This window comes from Pseudochrobactrum mosebachae, from assembly GCF_048914685.1.
Lineage (GTDB): Bacteria > Pseudomonadota > Alphaproteobacteria > Rhizobiales > Rhizobiaceae > Pseudochrobactrum.
Genome location: NZ_CP128408.1, coordinates 2,086,046 through 2,100,918 on the forward strand (window position 1 = coordinate 2,086,046; position 14,873 = coordinate 2,100,918).

At 49.8% G+C, this 14,873-nt stretch carries 15 protein-coding genes; 12 read left to right on the plus strand and 3 right to left on the minus strand.

Going from position 1 to position 14,873, the window contains the following annotated elements:
• The first annotated feature begins 153 nt into the window (after window positions 1–153).
• From MP213Fo_RS09580 to MP213Fo_RS09600, 5 genes are all read left to right on the plus strand, one after another.
• On the plus strand, window positions 154–714 hold the full coding sequence (locus MP213Fo_RS09580; RefSeq protein ID WP_421088805.1) for a F0F1 ATP synthase subunit delta: 561 nt from the start codon (window positions 154–156) through the stop codon (window positions 712–714).
• The gene (gene atpA, locus MP213Fo_RS09585) at window positions 714–2,243 is read left to right on the plus strand and encodes a F0F1 ATP synthase subunit alpha (RefSeq protein WP_421088806.1); all 1,530 of its coding nucleotides are present in this window, start codon (window positions 714–716) and stop codon (window positions 2,241–2,243) included. The genes MP213Fo_RS09580 and atpA overlap by 1 nt, the downstream gene beginning before the upstream one ends.
• A 22-nt stretch (window positions 2,244–2,265) precedes the next feature.
• Window positions 2,266–3,150, plus strand: a complete 885-nt coding sequence (locus MP213Fo_RS09590; protein ID WP_421088807.1) for a F0F1 ATP synthase subunit gamma — start codon at window positions 2,266–2,268, stop codon at window positions 3,148–3,150.
• A 17-nt stretch (window positions 3,151–3,167) separates the two neighbouring features.
• Window positions 3,168–4,652, plus strand: a complete 1,485-nt coding sequence (gene atpD / locus MP213Fo_RS09595; RefSeq protein ID WP_421088808.1) for a F0F1 ATP synthase subunit beta — start codon at window positions 3,168–3,170, stop codon at window positions 4,650–4,652.
• Between the two features lie 190 nt (window positions 4,653–4,842).
• Complete coding sequence (locus MP213Fo_RS09600; RefSeq protein WP_421088809.1) at window positions 4,843–5,250, plus strand: F0F1 ATP synthase subunit epsilon; 408 nt, start codon at window positions 4,843–4,845, stop codon at window positions 5,248–5,250.
• A gap of 112 nt (window positions 5,251–5,362) precedes the next feature.
• On the opposite strand, the gene MP213Fo_RS09605 is transcribed toward MP213Fo_RS09600, so the two are convergent.
• From MP213Fo_RS09605 to MP213Fo_RS09615, 3 genes are all read right to left on the minus strand, one after another.
• A complete protein-coding gene (locus tag MP213Fo_RS09605) occupies window positions 5,363–5,509 on the minus strand; it encodes a hypothetical protein (RefSeq protein ID WP_421088810.1) in 147 nt (48 codons plus the stop codon).
• Between the two features lie 78 nt (window positions 5,510–5,587).
• On the minus strand, window positions 5,588–5,887 hold the full coding sequence (locus tag MP213Fo_RS09610; protein WP_421088811.1) for a glycine zipper domain-containing protein: 300 nt from the start codon (window positions 5,885–5,887) through the stop codon (window positions 5,588–5,590).
• Between the two features lie 181 nt (window positions 5,888–6,068).
• A complete protein-coding gene (locus MP213Fo_RS09615) occupies window positions 6,069–6,743 on the minus strand; it encodes a GntR family transcriptional regulator (RefSeq protein ID WP_421088812.1) in 675 nt (224 codons plus the stop codon).
• A gap of 556 nt (window positions 6,744–7,299) precedes the next feature.
• Between MP213Fo_RS09615 and MP213Fo_RS09620 the strand changes: the two genes are divergently transcribed.
• The 7 genes from MP213Fo_RS09620 to MP213Fo_RS09650 all read left to right on the plus strand — a co-directional run bounded on the left by MP213Fo_RS09620 (window position 7,300) and on the right by MP213Fo_RS09650 (window position 14,832).
• On the plus strand, window positions 7,300–8,577 hold the full coding sequence (locus MP213Fo_RS09620; protein WP_421088813.1) for an NAD(P)/FAD-dependent oxidoreductase: 1,278 nt from the start codon (window positions 7,300–7,302) through the stop codon (window positions 8,575–8,577).
• An 8-nt stretch (window positions 8,578–8,585) separates the two neighbouring features.
• Window positions 8,586–9,587 (plus strand): 4-hydroxyproline epimerase, encoded by a 1,002-nt coding sequence (locus MP213Fo_RS09625; protein WP_421088814.1) that lies wholly within the window; start codon window positions 8,586–8,588, stop codon window positions 9,585–9,587.
• Between the two features lie 415 nt (window positions 9,588–10,002).
• The gene (locus MP213Fo_RS09630) at window positions 10,003–10,911 is read left to right on the plus strand and encodes a branched-chain amino acid ABC transporter permease (RefSeq protein WP_421088815.1); all 909 of its coding nucleotides are present in this window, start codon (window positions 10,003–10,005) and stop codon (window positions 10,909–10,911) included.
• A gap of 1 nt (window position 10,912) precedes the next feature.
• Window positions 10,913–12,295, plus strand: a complete 1,383-nt coding sequence (gene livM, locus MP213Fo_RS09635) for a high-affinity branched-chain amino acid ABC transporter permease LivM (RefSeq protein WP_421088816.1) — start codon at window positions 10,913–10,915, stop codon at window positions 12,293–12,295.
• Window positions 12,295–13,614 (plus strand): ATP-binding cassette domain-containing protein, encoded by a 1,320-nt coding sequence (locus MP213Fo_RS09640; protein WP_421088817.1) that lies wholly within the window; start codon window positions 12,295–12,297, stop codon window positions 13,612–13,614. The genes livM and MP213Fo_RS09640 overlap by 1 nt, the downstream gene beginning before the upstream one ends.
• Entirely contained in the window at window positions 13,614–14,345 is a 732-nt protein-coding gene (locus MP213Fo_RS09645) for an ABC transporter ATP-binding protein (RefSeq protein WP_421091091.1), read from the plus strand. Before MP213Fo_RS09640 ends, MP213Fo_RS09645 begins: the two co-directional genes overlap by 1 nt.
• A 142-nt stretch (window positions 14,346–14,487) precedes the next feature.
• Window positions 14,488–14,832, plus strand: coding sequence for a DUF6867 family protein (locus MP213Fo_RS09650; protein ID WP_421088818.1), 345 nt, complete (start codon window positions 14,488–14,490; stop codon window positions 14,830–14,832).
• Window positions 14,833–14,873 lie beyond the last annotated feature (41 nt).

The window sequence follows — 14,873 nt, forward strand, 5'->3', positions numbered from 1 at the left end:
TTTCAATGCAGTCAGGCGGCTCCTTCGCAAGGCGGATGGTGTGCAAATCGGCACTTCATCAGGGGTATTGAAAACATCAATAAAATCACCGTTTTTCAGCATGGATAAACTATGCGGTCAAAACGGGATTTCAACCAAGAGAGATGGTTATTCGTGACAGGATCGTCTTCGCTCATTTCCGGTGTTGCTCAGCGCTATGCTGGATCCTTGTTTGATCTGGCGCTTGAGGCTCAGTCCGTTGCTCAGGTGGAGAAAGATCTTGGCCGTATCGAGGCTATGATCAGCGAGAGCGAAGATCTTCGCCGCCTGATCAATAGTCCGGTATTCTCCACTGAAGATCAGCTTCATGCGATTGCCGCCGTTGCTGATAAGGCTGGTATCAAAGGTCTGGTCGGCAATTTCTTACGGGTCGTTGCGGGAAACCGCCGGCTGTTCGTATTGCCGGGCATCGTTAAAGCTTTTTATCTGATCGCCGCTGAGCATCGTGGTGAAGTTGCAGCAACTGTAACTTCTGCGTTTGACCTCACGCAGGCACAGCAAAATGAATTGAAGGCGACGCTCAAGGGTGTGGCCGGCAAGGACGTGACGATTAATGTCACTGTCGATCCGTCGATTCTTGGCGGTCTCATTGTGAAGCTGGGGTCGCGTCAGATCGACACCTCCCTTCGCACTAAACTTTCTTCTCTTAAGCTTGCACTGAAAGAGGTCGGCTGATGGACATCCGCGCTGCGGAAATTTCCGCAATTCTGAAAGAGCAAATCAAGAACTTTGGCCAGGAGGCGGAAGTCTCTGAAGTTGGTCAGGTTCTCTCCGTTGGTGACGGTATCGCCCGTGTATACGGTCTGGACAATGTTCAGGCCGGTGAAATGGTCGAATTTCCGGGTGGCATCCGCGGTATGGCGCTCAACCTTGAAAGCGACAACGTAGGTGTCGTTATTTTTGGTTCTGACCGTGATATCAAGGAAGGCGACACCGTTAAACGTACCGGCGCCATCGTTGACGTTCCTGTCGGTCCTGGCCTGCTCGGCCGTGTTGTTGACGCTCTCGGTAATCCGATTGACGGCAAGGGTCCGATCGTAGGCGTTGAACGCCGTCGTGTAGACGTTAAAGCGCCGGGCATCATTCCGCGTAAATCGGTTCATGAGCCGATGTCGACCGGTCTGAAAGCCATTGATGCGCTTATCCCTGTTGGTCGTGGTCAGCGCGAGCTGGTCATTGGTGACCGTCAGACAGGTAAGACAGCGATTATTCTCGACACTTTCCTTAATCAGAAGCCTATCCATGATAATGGCCCTGACAAAGACAAGCTGTATTGCATTTATGTAGCAATCGGCCAGAAGCGTTCGACTGTTGCCCAGCTGGTTAAAGTGCTCGAAGAGCGCGGCGCCCTGGAATATTCGGTTGTCATTGCTGCGACTGCGTCTGATGCTGCGCCTCTGCAGTATCTGGCTCCGTTCACAGGCTGTGCGATCGGTGAATATTTCCGCGACAACGGTATGCATGCACTGATCGGTTATGATGACCTTTCCAAGCAGGCTGTTGCTTATCGTCAGATGTCCCTGTTGCTGCGTCGTCCTCCGGGCCGTGAAGCTTATCCAGGTGACGTTTTCTACCTTCACTCCCGTCTCCTTGAGCGTTCAGCTAAACTGAATGACGAGCTGGGTGGTGGTTCATTGACCGCTCTGCCGGTTATTGAAACACAGGGTGGTGACGTTTCGGCGTTTATTCCGACCAACGTGATTTCGATTACAGATGGTCAGATCTTCCTTGAAACCAACCTTTTCCATCAGGGTATTCGTCCTGCTGTTAACGTTGGTCTGTCGGTTTCCCGCGTGGGTTCAGCCGCTCAGATTAAAGCGATGAAACAGGTTGCCGGTTCGATTAAGGGTGAGCTTGCTCAGTATCGTGAAATGGCTGCGTTTGCGCAGTTCGGTTCCGATCTTGATGCTTCAACCCAGCGTCTTCTCAATCGCGGTGCGCGTCTGACTGAGCTGCTCAAGCAGCCACAGTTCTCGCCACTGAAGACTGAAGAACAGGTTGCTGTGATTTTTGCCGGTGTTAACGGTTATCTCGATAGCCTGGCAGTGAATCAGGTTGGTAAATTTGAGGCCGGTCTTCTGGCATCGCTGCGCTCCGAGCACAAAGATGTGCTTGATGCGATCCGCGATCAGAAAGCAATCAGCGACGAAATCAAAGGCAAACTCAAGGCAGCTATCGACGCTTTCGCCAAGAATTTTGCTTGATCAACTCTGACGGGATGAACGGATGCCTTCACTAAAGGATCTGAGAAACCGTATCGCCTCGGTTAAGGCGACGCAGAAAATTACCAAGGCGATGCAAATGGTCGCCGCGGCAAAACTGCGTCGTGCCCAGGAAGCAGCCGAAGCGGCACGGCCGTATTCTCAGCGGATGAGTGCAGTTCTGGACAATATTGCCCAGAATGTAAGCGGTGATGATGCACCGAAACTGATGGCGGGAACCGGTAAGGACGATGTGCATCTGCTCATCGTCGCTACCGCGGAACGTGGTCTGTGCGGTGGTTTCAACTCGCAGATCGCACGTCTCGCCCGTGACCATGCCCGCCAGTTGTTGGCACAGGGCAAGACGGTAAAAATCATCACCGTCGGTAAAAAAGGTGCGGATATTCTGCGTCGCGATTTTGGCGGACTGATCATAGATCATGTTGATCTGCGTGAAGTTAAGCAGCTTGGCTTCGTGAATGCCGACCAGATTGGTCGCAAAGTGATCTCGTTTTTTGAAAAAGGCGAGTTTGATGTTGCAACCCTGTTTTATTCGCAGTTCAAGTCGGTAATCAATCAGGTTCCGACTGCACAGCAGCTTATTCCGGCTTCTGCCGGTACAGATGCAAATGATGCTGCGGCTTCTGCAGGTGGTGCGATCTACGAATATGAGCCGGATGCGGCAGGTATTCTCGACGATCTTTTGCCGCGCAATATCTCTGTCCAGATTTTCAGCGCCTTGCTTGAAAATGTGGCCGGTGAAATGGGCGCAAAGATGAGCGCGATGGATAATGCAACGCGTAATGCGGGCGATATGATCAACAAGCTGTCGATCACATATAATCGTCAGCGTCAGGCTCAGATCACCACGGAACTGATCGAAATTATTGCGGGCGCGGAAGCGCTCTAATCGGAAGGTAAGGATCGATGGCTAAAGCAGCGACACCGAAAACTACCAAGACCACGGCAAAGGCTAAGTCCGGCGAGGCTGCATCAGTTGCAGTCGGCCGTATCAAGCAGGTCATCGGCGCTGTCGTCGACGTCCAGTTTGATGACAACAATCTGCCTCTGATCCTGAACGCGCTGGAAACTGACAATCTCGGTAACCGTCTCGTTTTGGAAGTTGCTCAGCATCTTGGTGAAAACACAGTACGTACTATTGCTATGGACTCGACCGAAGGTCTGGTTCGCGGGCAGGAAGTACGTGATACCGGCGATGCGATCCGGGTTCCAGTCGGACCTGAAACGCTTGGCCGTATCATGAACGTGATTGGTGAGCCGGTTGATGAAGCCGGCCCGATTACGACCACTGTAACCCGTGGTATTCACCAGCCGGCGCCTGAATATATCGAACAGTCACCTGAATCCGAGATTCTGGTAACCGGTATTAAGGTTGTAGATCTTCTCGCCCCTTACGCTAAAGGTGGTAAGATTGGTCTGTTCGGCGGTGCGGGCGTTGGTAAAACCGTTCTCATCATGGAACTTATCAACAACGTGGCAAAAGCCCATGGCGGTTACTCTGTATTCGCCGGCGTTGGTGAGCGTACCCGTGAAGGTAACGATCTCTATCACGAAATGATCGAATCCGGCGTGAACAAGCTGGGCGGCGGCGAAGGCTCGAAAGCAGCTCTCGTTTACGGTCAGATGAACGAGCCGCCAGGTGCGCGTGCCCGTGTTGCTCTCTCCGGTCTGACGATCGCTGAAAGCTTCCGTGATGACGGTCAGGACGTTTTGTTCTTCGTGGACAATATCTTCCGCTTCACACAGGCTGGTTCTGAAGTGTCCGCGCTTCTTGGCCGTATTCCTTCCGCTGTGGGCTATCAGCCAACACTGGCAACGGATATGGGTCAGATGCAGGAACGCATCACCACCACGCATAAAGGCTCGATCACTTCGGTGCAGGCAATTTACGTTCCTGCCGATGACTTGACCGATCCGGCTCCTGCGACTTCGTTTGCGCACTTGGATGCGACTACGGTTCTTAACCGTTCGATCGCTGAAAAGGGTATTTATCCTGCGGTTGATCCGCTTGACTCAACTTCGCGTATGCTGGATCCAATGATTGTTGGTGAAGAGCATTACGGTGTTGCCCGTCAGGTTCAGTCAATTCTGCAGCGCTACAAGTCGCTTCAGGACATCATCGCCATCCTTGGTATGGACGAGTTGTCTGAAGAAGATAAGCTGACAGTAACACGTGCCCGTAAAATCGAGCGCTTCCTGTCCCAGCCGTTCTTCGTTGCTGAAATCTTCACCGGTTCACCAGGTAAACTGGTTGATCTGGCCGATACCATCAAGGGCTTTAAGGGTCTCTGCGCTGGTGATTACGATCACCTGCCGGAAGCTGCCTTCTACATGGTCGGCTCAATTGAAGAAGCGATTGAAAAAGCACAGAAGCTGGCACAAGCCGCTTAATGTGATTGGTCAGGCGGGCGGTTGTCTGCCTGACCATTTCTATCCAGGAGTTTGCAGGATTTTATCTCGCTCCTGTAGTTTATAAAAAGTTTAACAGCGGGCTATCGTTTATAGTGACCGCTGAAATAGTGAATTCAACGCCGGAACACCGTTATAATGACGGAAAGTTTAGGGAACTTGAGTGAGAATCATGGCTGGAACCTTCAAATTCGAACTGGTATCGCCGGAGCGCCTTTTGCTTTCAGCTGAGGTTACCGAAGTGGTCATTCCTGGCAGTGAAGGCTATTTGACTGTTCTGGCCGGTCACGCTCCTTTGATGACAACCATTATTCCGGGCAAGCTGACTGTTAAAACTGCTGACGGCAAAAGCGATGCTTATGTAGTATTTGGCGGCTTTGCTGATATTACACCTGAAGGCTGTTCTTTGCTTGCAGAATCCGCACTTCACATTGATGAAGTGAGCCGTGCAGACATTGCTGCACGTATCGCGCATGCGCGTCAGTTGGTTGATGATGCATCGTCCAACGAGCATCGCACAAAGGCTGAACAGTTTCTGCATCAACTGACAACAGTTGAAGGTTCGATTTTGCCTGCATAATAATATGCCTGCATCGGGCTTTTGTTTACAATTATAAAAAACCCGCGATAGCATTTATCGCGGGTTTTTTATTGTTTCAGCCAGCTTGTATAGCAGAGCGTAATATTAAAAATCAGTTCTGTTCAATCGAGACACCTTGTTCACCTATTTTCAGCTCCACGCCCTTAGGCTTGGATTCCTGCTGATAGGTATAGGCGGCAAAGCCGATAATAACGACAATCAAAGCGCCTAGCAGAATATAAAGACCGTTTCTGTTCATAAATCCTCGTAAAATTTATTGGTTGCCAGATGATGAATGCCGGCTAACCTGACAGTCGCGTCACGACAGTTGGTGCTTTTAACGGCGTGCAAGTAGTGCCAATACCAAGCCGATACCAGCAACCACAGCGGCTGCGGCCAGTGGATTTTCGCGTGCAGTGTCGGTCACAACTTGCGCTTGATGCTTTACTTCACGTGCAGCCACACGGCCACGTTTGCGAAGTACATCATAGGTCTCAGAGGCATTTTCACGAGCATCATCATAGAGTGCATTGCCCTGTTGTGAGAGCTTCTTGGTAACTGAAGCAAGTTCGCTTTTCAGCTCCGCAATCTGATCTTCAAAAGATTTTTCTGCATCATTACGCATTTTAGAAGCCATGTTTATCTCCTTAACAGACATTCTGAGCGTCATCGGGCACTCTGGCCGGATGGCTCAAGTTTGTGTTCAAAAAGATAACGGTGCTGGAGCGTATAAGTTCCCAAAAAAATATAGAGAACAGCATATTTTTGCACTAAGTTCGTGCAATATGTATATGCAGGATAACGATATAAAACAGATTTTAAGGTGTCAGCGTTCGCAGATAAGCGATGAGTGCTTTTGAGCTGGCAATGGCCGCATTTTCATCGCGGCTTACAATGGCTTCAATCATGCGGGTGTGGGTTGAAGATGGCTCTTCCAAACCATGTTCACGTCGCAACTGATACCAGAAGCGGCGGCTATGTGTCTGTAACGGCGCTGCCAGTCTTGTGGCATAGGCATTGCCTGATGCTTTACCCAACACCTCATCAAATGCCTTATCAGCATCGAGAAACAATGGGATGTCGTGCGCGCGTTCCGCCTGTTTCATAATTTTTGCTGCTGCATGCAACTGTTCATGTTCAATGGTACCGGAGTAACGTGCAGCATCGCGGCACAGCACTTGCTCCACGCCTTCACGGGCATCAAGAACTTTGGAAAAATCTTTGGGATTAAGCGCAGTAATGGCGATGCCTGAACGGGGGCGAACCTCCATCAGACCTTCCCATGCCAAACGCTGAATTGCCTCACGCACGGGCGTGCGCCCCATGCCGGTTAATTCGATTAGCGCGCGTTCATTGATAACAGAGCCGGGCTCTAATTGTAGAGTGACGATCTGGCGCTCTAGCAGGCGATAAGCCTGATCAGACAGGCTGCCGCCGGATGATATAACTGATGAGTTATCGTGCTGACTTTGCGCGCTTAGCTGCCCTGACATAAAGGCTGTAATCCTTGTTTATAATAGGCAGTGTTATATGTACCGGCAGTCTGTCTAAGCCGGATATTATGTGCTGGCATTGAGAGATACACCAGCAACAGCGATTTCTCAAGATGTGGCGCTGTATATGGAGGTGTGTGAACAGGATAATATGAAGATAATATATCGTTCTGTGACAAAATGATTTGACGGGTGCAAAACATCTGGATAGGCTTTGATATATCAATTGTTGGCGCAAATCTATATTGAGCGGCTCGGTGGGTGAGAGCTGATATTATTAAAGTGCTGCACAATCTTATACAGATTAATCCTGATAAGCGGCATGCCATATAAGTTGCGCTTTGTTTATCATGAGCAATCGCGGATATTGAATTATACGCAGTAATTTATGAAGTGATGCAGTCAGAAGTTTATGTTCAGGTTAAGCAACAATTCCAGTTAGAAGTTCTGAGCAGGCCACATTGTCATTACTGTCTGGCCGGCAAGCTTGATTGTGATATGTGCCGGGCTAATCGAACGGTTGAAATCAATACAGACAAAATGGGCAGGAGGGCACATGACGTCAGTTAAGAACGTCGGTGTGGTTGGGCAGAATGCAGATTCTGAAATCATTATTATTGGGGCGGGAATTGTAGGGATTGCGACCGCTGCATTGCTGAGTGAGGCGGGACATTCTGTTCTGGTGCTTGATCGCAGTGGTATTTGCGAGGAAACCAGTTCCGGTAATGCTGCCGCATTGGCATTTTCCGAAGTTCTGCCGCTCGCCTCTAAGGGGGTGATGAAAAAGGTGCCGGGCTGGCTGCTCGATCCTTTGGGGCCATTTGCTATCCGCCCGTCATACTTCCCTAAACTTATTCCTTGGCTTTACCGGTTTTGGCGGGCGAGCAGTGACAGTGCTTTGCGTATTAGCACCACCGTGCAGGGGCAAATGATGCAGCTCGCTGAACGCGAAATGCTGGCACTGGCCGAGCGCGCCGGTGTAAATACCATGATTCATCATGACGGTACGCTTGAACTATACGAGAGTGAGGCCGAGTTGAAGGCTTCCCAGCCGGGATGGGATGCCAAGAAACGCGCCGGTATTGACTATAAAGTTGTGCGTGATGCTGAGCTTGCAGCGTTGCAACCGGGATTGTCGCCACGATTTGTTGTTGGCTGTTTTATTCCGAAGTGGAAAACGGTTTCAGATCCGAAACTCTACGGGCAGGCGCTCTGGCATTATGCGGAGAAAAACGGCGCGCGGTTTCATCAGACTGTTGTCAAAGCGGTTGCTAAAACTGCAACAGGCGCGCAGATAACGTTAGATGATGGCCGTGTTTTGCAGTGCGGAAAGCTAGTCATTGCTGCCGGTGCGTGGTCACACCGTCTCAGCGCACAGCTTGGTGATACAGTGCCGCTGGAAACCGAGCGTGGCTATAATACGACTTTGCCACTGGGTGCCTGTGATGTGCGCCGTCAATTGACCTTTCCGGGCCATGGTTTTGTGATTACGCCGCTGACAACCGGTCTGCGTGTGGGCGGGGCTGTGGAATTGGGCGGGCTTGATTTGCCGCCAAACTATGCGCGTGCCGATGCGATGCTGAAAAAGGCCAAACAGTTTCTGCCGCAGATGAATATTAATGGCGGCAAACAGTGGATGGGCTACCGGCCATCAATGCCGGATAGTTTGCCGGTGATCGGCCTTTCTTCCGCATCCTCTGATATTGTTTATGCTTTCGGGCATGGCCATCTTGGCCTTACCCAGTCTGCCGCCACTGCAAGGCTGGTAACCCAGCTGATCAATAATGAAAAAACGGCACTGGATACCAGTGCTTTCAGCCCAAAACGGTTTTGAGAAATATAATGGCAAAACATACATTCTTTTGTGTCGATGGTCATACCTGCGGTAATCCGGTGCGTCTTGTGGCCGGTGGCGGCCCGAACCTGCATGGTTCGACAATGATGGAAAAGCGCGCGCATTTTCTGGCTGAATATGACTGGATCCGTACCGGATTGATGTTTGAACCGCGTGGCCATGACATGATGTCGGGCTCCATTCTGTATCCGCCAACACGTGATGATTGCGATGTCGGCGTGCTGTTCATTGAAACCTCCGGCTGTTTGCCAATGTGCGGGCATGGCACAATCGGCACAGTGACCATGGCTATTGAGCAGGGACTGATTACACCGAAAGTGCCGGGCAAGCTTAATCTTGATACACCGGCGGGCAAAGTCGCTATCGAATATGAGCAGAATGGGCAATATGTGGATAGCGTGCGGCTCACCAATGTGCCGGCATTTTTGTACAAGCAGGATCTAGAAGTTGAGTGTCCGGACTTAGGCATGCTGAAGGTTGATGTCAGCTATGGCGGTAATTTTTATGCCATAGTTGAAGCTCAGGAAAATTACAGCGATCTGGCTGATTATTCAGTGCTGGATCTGATTGGCTGGAGCCCTGTTCTGCGTCAGCGACTCAATGATTTATATAGTTTTCAGCATCCTGAACTGGCCGATATTAATCGTCTGAGCCATATTTTATGGACAGGTAAGCCCACTAAGCCGGAAGCGCACGCAAGAAATGCTGTGTTTTACGGGGATAAAGCGATTGATCGTTCGCCTTGCGGCACCGGTACATCGGCGCGTATGGCGCAGCTTGCAGCGCGTGGTGAGCTAAAGGCCGGTGACGCATTTGTGCATGAATCTGTGATCGGATCACTGTTCAACGGACGTGTCGAGGCAACAACTCAAGTGGCTGATAAAAAAGCAATAATCCCCTCTGTCGCAGGGTGGGCACGCATGACCGGATATAATACGATTTTTATTGATGATCGTGATCCATTTGCACATGGTTTTGTGGTGCGCTGATTGCTCCTTGCCAAGGAAAATCAAAGCGTCGCAAATAGAATATTGTTTCAATCGCATATCATTGCCGATGCGCGATTGACGCGTAATAAATTATGAGTAATCTAAAATCCTGAGAGCAGGGTGAGGGCAGCCCTAATACTATATTACTAGTCGTTATTTCTATAGTTTCTGTGTATGGGGCAGTCCAGCTTGGGCAGTCTCTTCCGGAAACTGTAATGGGGGGATTGCATATTGTGTTGTGATAAAAGACTGCGAATATTGTTTAATTAATACGCAGCAAAAACTTTGAAATGCTGCATGATTTTGCTGCTAAACCAGCGGGTTGAATTGCGCAGTAGGAGTAAACGATCTGAAATATAAGGGAAGTGCCTGCTAAGGGCGAGAATAATTCAGATCAGAAAAGGGTGTCTTTTCAATGGAATATTTTATCCAGCAAGTGATCAACGGGCTTACGCTCGGGTCGATCTATGGATTGATCGCAATTGGTTATACCATGGTCTATGGTATTATTGGCATGATCAATTTTTCTCATGGTGATGTTTTTATGCTCGGCGCCTTTATGGCGCTTATTGTTTTTCTGATGCTGACAACCTTTATCGGTGCGGTTCCGGTGGTTCTTGCCATTTTGCTGATGATGATTGTGGCAATGGTTCTGACCAGTATGTGGAGCTGGACAATCGAGCGCGTTGCTTATCGTCCTTTGCGTGGTTCTTTCCGGTTAGCGCCATTGATTACCGCTATTGGTATGTCGATTGCCCTCTCGAATTTCGTGCAGGTAACACAAGGGCCGCGCAATAAGCCGATCCCTTCACTGATCAATGATTCCTATTCGCTGTTTGGTACGGGTATCATCATTTCGCTTAAGCAGATCATGATCATTGTAGTCACAATCGTGCTGCTGACTGTGTTCTGGTATATTGTGAACCGCACATCTCTGGGCCGTGCACAGCGCGCCTGTGAGCAAGACCGTAAAATGGCCTCGCTGCTCGGTATCAACGTAGATCGCACAATCTCGCTGACATTTGTTATGGGCGCTGCACTGGCTGCGGTTGCCGGTACGCTTTACCTGACTTTCTATGGTGTTATTTCCTTCACCGACGGATTTATTCCGGGCGTGAAGGCCTTTACAGCGGCGGTTCTTGGCGGCATCGGCTCACTGCCGGGTGCAGTTATCGGCGGTCTGCTGATTGGTCTGATTGAAGCATTGTGGTCTGCGTATTTCTCGATTGATTATAAGGATGTTGCAGCCTTCTCGATCCTTGCGATCGTACTGATCTTCATGCCTTCCGGCATTCTTGGCCGACCAGAAGTCGAAAAGGTGTAATATGGCAGATCCTCGTAAAACCTCTCCTTCTGCGCCGCCGTCTGATTTTGCAGCTGCAATCCGCGAAGGTATTATTGCTGCCATTCTGGCTTTTGGTTTGTTTGTTCTGATTGTCGGCTTTAAGACCGAGCAGAATATTAATAATGAGTTGGTGCTAATTCAGCGCTGGGGCTTGTTGTTTACATTGGTGGCACTTGCCGGTGTCGGGCGTTTCCTGCATCGTGCTTTTCTGGTGCCATATATGGCTACCCGTGCAAAAGCAGAAAAACACACGCCGGCAAACGGCGAGATTTCATTCTTCCGCCGCAACTTCTCCAAGCTGGCGATCCTGTTTCTGTTTATCTATCCGGTGTTAATTGTTTTGACGCTTGGTTTTCAGGGATCGTTGAAATGGGTTGATAACTTTGGTGTGCAGATCCTGATCTACATCATGCTGGCATGGGGGCTCAACATTGTTGTCGGTCTCGCCGGTCTGCTCGATCTTGGTTATGTGGCATTCTATGCAGTGGGCGCTTATTCCTACGCATTGTTGTCGTCTTATTTCGGTCTGTCTTTCTGGATTTTGCTGCCTGTTGCCGGTATTCTTGCGGCATTCTGGGGCATCATTCTCGGTTTTCCGGTCTTGCGTCTGCGAGGTGATTATCTGGCGATTGTGACACTGGCCTTCGGGGAGATAATCAGGCTTGTGCTGATCAACTGGACGGCAGTCACCAAGGGTACTTATGGTGTTTCCGGCATTGCCAAAGCTACATTCTTCGGTATTCCGTTTAAAGCGGGGCCTGACGGATTTGCGGCAACATTCGGCCTGCAATTTTCTGCAGCACACTATAAAATCTTCCTCTATTATATCATCTTACTGCTTGCTCTTTTGACTGCATGGGTCACAATTCGTCTGCGCCGCATGCCTATTGGCCGTGCGTGGGAAGCTCTGCGTGAAGATGAAATTGCGTGTCGTGCACTTGGTATCAATACCACCACTACAAAACTGACAGCCTTTGCGACCGGTGCAATGTTCGGTGGCTTTGCTGGTGCATTTTTTGGCGCGCGCCAGGGCTTCGTAAGTCCTGAATCCTTCGTTTTCCTCGAATCTGCCGTTATTCTGGCTATCGTGGTTCTGGGTGGCATGGGCTCGTTGATCGGTATTGCGATTGCTGCGATTGTGATGATCGGCGGCACAGAAATCTTGCGTGAATTGTCCTTCCTGAAAGCAATTTTCGGGCCGAACTTCACACCTGAACTGTATCGTATGCTGATTTTCGGTCTGGCAATGGTTGTAGTGATGGTCTGGAAACCACGTGGCTTTGTCGGAAGTCGCGAACCGAGTGCCTTCCTGAACGAGCGTAAGCTGGTATCCGGATCCTTTACCAAAGAAGGACACGGCTAATGGCGGGGACAACAATAATGGCAAATTCTACTCTTGCTGATAAACACCAGAATGCCGAAACGATTCTTAAGGTTGAACATCTCTCCATGCGTTTTGGCGGGCTGGTAGCCATTAATGATTTGAGTTTTGAGGCAAAGCGCGGTGAAATTACTGCGGTTATCGGTCCGAACGGTGCCGGCAAAACCACAGTTTTCAACTGCCTGACCGGATTTTACAAGCCGACAGGTGGTATGGTTACCCTGCAGCATAAAGACGGTGAAAAGTTCCTTTTGGAACGGATGCCGGATTTTATGATCACCAAGAAAGCAAAAGTTGCGCGTACTTTCCAGAATATCCGCCTGTTCACAGGTCTGACGGTTCTTGAAAACCTGCTGGTCGCGCAGCATAATCCATTGATGCTGTCATCGGGTTATACTTTCCTCGGTCTGCTCGGATTTCCAGCCTATAAAAAGGCTGCGAAAGACGCCGTCGAAAAAGCGCGTGTCTGGCTTGAAAAGATCAATCTTATCCATCGTGCGGATGACCCTGCGGGTGATTTGCCTTACGGCGATCAGCGTCGTCTGGAAATTGCCCGCGCAATGTGTACCGATCCAGAAATGCTGTGTCTTGATGAGCCGGCGGCTGGTCTGAATCCGCGCGAGTCAGCAGAGCTTAACAAGTTGCTGCTCGACATCCGCGACGAAACCGGTACAGCGATTTTGCTGATTGAGCATGATATGTCGGTGGTTATGGAAATTTCCGACCATGTGATTGTGCTGGAATACGGGACAAAAATTTCTGACGGTGCGCCGCATTTTGTTCAAAATGATCCTAAAGTTATTGCCGCTTATCTCGGTGTTGATGATGATGAGGTGACGGATCTTATTGATGACGGAAGCGGTAAAATCGGTTCTGTCGATCAGCTGGTTTCACAGATGATCGGTGATGATCTTGGTGCTGCTGGTGATAAATCATCTGCCGCAGCGGTTGCACGGCTGGCCGGTGGTCTTGATGGACCGCGTGGCGGTGCCGCTGATAATCTGACACTGATCAAGGGTATTGGCAGTGTGAATGAAACCAAGCTCAATGCGCATGGTATTTATCATTTTGACCAGATTGCCGTATGGACAATTGAGGATATTAAACAGGCAGAAACTTATCTGAGCTTTGACGGCCGGATTACACGTGAAGAATGGGTGGTGCAGGCGCGTGTTCTAGCAGAGGGTGCGCAGACAGAGTTTTCTGCGCGCGTAGAAGCGGGTCAAGTGCCTTCCAGCCATGAAACACCGTCTGGCAAAGTTACTAAGTCGAGCAAGACTAAATCCGAGGGGGGTAAATGATGCAGGCTCAAAACCCGCTTCTGGTTATTGATAAAGTTGAGACCTATTACGGTAATATTTGCGCGTTGAAAGGCGTTGATGTTAACGTAATGCCAGGTGAAATCGTGACGCTGATTGGTGCCAATGGTGCTGGAAAATCAACGCTGATGATGACGATTTTCGGCTCACCGCGTGCCCGTACCGGTCGGATCCTTTTTGAGGGTCAGGACATTACGGCAATGGCACCGCATGATATTGCAAAATTGCGCATTGCACAGTCTCCTGAAGGTCGTCGTATTTTCCCACGCATGAGTGTGATGGAAAATCTGCAAATGGGCGCCAGCCTCGATAATCAAAAATATTTTGATGAAGATGTGAAGCTGATGTTCGAGCTATTTCCGCGTCTTAAGGAGCGCATAAATCAGCGCGGAGGCACATTGTCGGGCGGTGAGCAGCAGATGCTGGCGATTGCCCGTGCTTTGATGGCGCGCCCGAAATTGCTGATGCTTGATGAGCCGTCCCTTGGGTTGGCGCCTTTGATTGTTAAACAGATTTTTGAGGCAATCAAAGAGCTGAACCGCACAACAGGACTGACAGTTTTTCTGGTGGAGCAGAATGCTTTCGGTGCGCTGAAGCTCGCCCATCGCGGTTATGTGATGGTTAATGGTGTGATCACCATGAGTGGCAGCGGACAGGAGCTTCTGGCTAATCCGGAAGTGCGCGCAGCCTATCTTGAGGGCGGGCGTCATTGATTTGGTGACTGATCAGGCTAATTGCCTGATCATCACGGTGATGTTCGGAAAAGTTTTTTATGCAATGCGGGCACGGATTGCCACATTGTTACGCATCACAGATCACCGGTGTGATTTTTGGTGAAATTGGGAGAACAAACCTATGCAAGGCATTCTCTATGAAGAGCCATCATTCTGGCTTTTTTTGCTGATCACCTGCATTCTCGGCGGCTGGGCTGCATGGATGACAGGACGCGCATGTGCGCAAACCTGGCGTCCATATGCGATGCTGCTGGTTTATATGTTACCATTGACCTTTATGGTTCGCTTCATCCACTATGCAATGTTTGAAGGTACCTTATTGTCGCTGCATTATTATCTTGTTGATCTGGTTGTGCTTGTGATTATCGGCACACTCGGTTACCGTTTCACAAAGGTTAAGCAAATGGTTCGCCAGTATAGCTGGCTCTATGAGCGGACATCTGCATTTTCTTATAAGTCGAAATAATAAAATATCGACTATAGGATATCTGATAGGTACTATTCCTG

What these genes read in the sequence shown, in the direction of transcription:
- atpA (WP_421088806.1), top strand. Translation starts at nt 714, where the DNA reads ATGGACATCCGCGCTGCGGAAATTTCCGCAATTCTGAAAGAGCAAATC.
- MP213Fo_RS09590 (WP_421088807.1), top strand. Translation starts at nt 2,266, where the DNA reads ATGCCTTCACTAAAGGATCTGAGAAACCGTATCGCCTCGGTTAAGGCG.
- atpD (WP_421088808.1), top strand. Translation starts at nt 3,168, where the DNA reads ATGGCTAAAGCAGCGACACCGAAAACTACCAAGACCACGGCAAAGGCT.
- MP213Fo_RS09600 (WP_421088809.1), top strand. Translation starts at nt 4,843, where the DNA reads ATGGCTGGAACCTTCAAATTCGAACTGGTATCGCCGGAGCGCCTTTTG.
- MP213Fo_RS09605 (WP_421088810.1), bottom strand. Translation starts at nt 5,509, where the DNA reads ATGAACAGAAACGGTCTTTATATTCTGCTAGGCGCTTTGATTGTCGTT.
- MP213Fo_RS09610 (WP_421088811.1), bottom strand. Translation starts at nt 5,887, where the DNA reads ATGGCTTCTAAAATGCGTAATGATGCAGAAAAATCTTTTGAAGATCAG.
- MP213Fo_RS09615 (WP_421088812.1), bottom strand. Translation starts at nt 6,743, where the DNA reads ATGTCAGGGCAGCTAAGCGCGCAAAGTCAGCACGATAACTCATCAGTT.
- MP213Fo_RS09620 (WP_421088813.1), top strand. Translation starts at nt 7,300, where the DNA reads ATGACGTCAGTTAAGAACGTCGGTGTGGTTGGGCAGAATGCAGATTCT.
- MP213Fo_RS09625 (WP_421088814.1), top strand. Translation starts at nt 8,586, where the DNA reads ATGGCAAAACATACATTCTTTTGTGTCGATGGTCATACCTGCGGTAAT.
- MP213Fo_RS09630 (WP_421088815.1), top strand. Translation starts at nt 10,003, where the DNA reads ATGGAATATTTTATCCAGCAAGTGATCAACGGGCTTACGCTCGGGTCG.
- livM (WP_421088816.1), top strand. Translation starts at nt 10,913, where the DNA reads ATGGCAGATCCTCGTAAAACCTCTCCTTCTGCGCCGCCGTCTGATTTT.
- MP213Fo_RS09640 (WP_421088817.1), top strand. Translation starts at nt 12,295, where the DNA reads ATGGCGGGGACAACAATAATGGCAAATTCTACTCTTGCTGATAAACAC.
- MP213Fo_RS09645 (WP_421091091.1), top strand. Translation starts at nt 13,614, where the DNA reads ATGCAGGCTCAAAACCCGCTTCTGGTTATTGATAAAGTTGAGACCTAT.
- MP213Fo_RS09650 (WP_421088818.1), top strand. Translation starts at nt 14,488, where the DNA reads ATGCAAGGCATTCTCTATGAAGAGCCATCATTCTGGCTTTTTTTGCTG.